The following is a 1,916-nucleotide window of genomic DNA, read 5'->3' on the forward strand; positions in this document are numbered from 1 at the left end:
ACCATTGGTATTTCGGCAAACAATTCAGTTACTTTGTCGAACTCATTGCAGTTGAATGGAACAGTAACTGACAGCACCGGACTTACGCCCACTATAACCTGGAGTCTGCTTAGCGGACCGGGCACTGTTACTTTCACCAATGCGAATCAAGCTGTGACATCAGTCTCCTTCAGCAGCCTGGGAACATACATTCTGCAACTGAGCGCCAGCGATGCCGCGGGCACCAGTGGATCTGTGCAGTGGCAGGTGCAGGTGAATCCTCCATTGCAGGATCTGCAGGGATGGATTGCAAGCCCCACGCACGGTTCCGCCGTTTCCGGAATTGTTCCGATCACGCTTGCGCCTGGAATCGCGCTTCAGGGCGGCACTCTTGTCTACTACCCAGCAAACGACACCAATAGCGTCAAGGTCCTGAATGCGAACACCACCGGATCGGGCCAGATAGGCACGCTGGACACCACGATGTTAGCGAACGGCTCCTACTGGATCCAGTTACTGGCCACCGATGCTAACGGCGACAACGAGTACACTCTTATCCGGGTTACCGTTGTGGGCAACTATAAGCCTGGCCGTGTCACTGCAACTGTGACGGACCTGGTTGTTCCCGCGACCGGACTCTCCATCAACATCCAACGCACTTACGACAGCCTGAATGCAGCCACCAGCGGTGATTTTGGCTATGGATGGAATCTTGGCATTAATGTAAATCTCACGGTTGATCCGGCGGGCAACGTAACGTTTACGCTGGGTGGACAACGAAAGACCTTCTATCTTGCGCCACAGTTCAATGGCTTCCTTCCGTACTACGGCGTGGCCTTCACTCCCGAGCCGGGCCTCTACGGAACTCTCACCGATTCCGCACCGGGCTGTGCCGATGACTTCGATTTTCTGCTTCCCGAAGGCTCCATGTGGATCTGCGTCGATGGCGGCCTATACAATCCGCCTGGATATATCTACACAGATCCAAATGGAATTTCTTACACCATAAGTGCGGCCGGCAACCTGCAATCGATTCAGGATCGAAGTGGCAACGGGCTAATCATCACCGCAAATGGCATAACCAGCAGTACAGGTCTCAATGTGCCCTTCGTCCGCGATGCGCAGAATCGCATCACGCAGATTACCGATCCGCAGGGCAACATCTATTCGTACACCTACGACAGCTCGGGGAATCTCGCGACTGTCACATACCCCAATACGGCAACACCGAGTACCTACACCTACGACGCGAACCATCTGTATCTCAGCGGAACGGATGCCCGCAGTAACCCGCTGCCCGTGACCACGTACTATACCGCCACGGATACCGATCTCAACGGGCTCCCGCTGAACGGGCGCTTGCAGAGTGTGCAGGATGCGCTCGGCCAGACCACCAGTTACGCTTATAATCTGGCGACCAACACCACAACCGTCACCTATCCGCCCGATGCGAATGGCAGTGTCGGTACGGCGACCATGGTGTACGACGCCTATGGAATGTTGCTGAGTTCTACCGACCCGCTCGGCCATACCACCACCAATGTCTACGACGGCAATCGCAATCTGACCTCGGTGACCGATCCTCTGGGCCATACGACAACCTATGCCTACGATCAGAACGGGAACAAGATCTCCTCCACTTACCCGGCAACCGCGACCAGCAAGAACACCACCAGTACCACGGCCTACAACAAGTACAGCGAACCCACTTCGACAACCGACGAACTGGGCAACCTGCGTCTGTTCAATTACGACGCCAACTACAATCCACAGAGCGTGGCCGACTCCGCCGGTACACTGGCCAGCTTCCTCTTCAACACCAACCAAACTCTACAGGCCGGAGCCATCGGCTTCGACATCACAGCAAACCCGGCAAAGGCAAGCCAGTTCGTCTACGACGCCAACGGCAACATGGCCGGCAGAACCGACGCGCTCGG

1 protein-coding gene is annotated in these 1,916 nt (G+C 55.8%); it reads left to right on the forward strand.

Annotated features, from left to right (window positions below):
* Positions 1-1,916 (forward strand): PKD domain-containing protein (locus P4L78_RS01370; protein WP_309326477.1); only part of this gene is annotated, 1,916 nt, incomplete at both ends.

Origin of the sequence: Silvimonas sp., from assembly GCF_031291215.1 — a bacterium.
GTDB classification, from domain to species: Bacteria; Pseudomonadota; Gammaproteobacteria; order Burkholderiales; family Chitinibacteraceae; genus Silvimonas; species Silvimonas soli.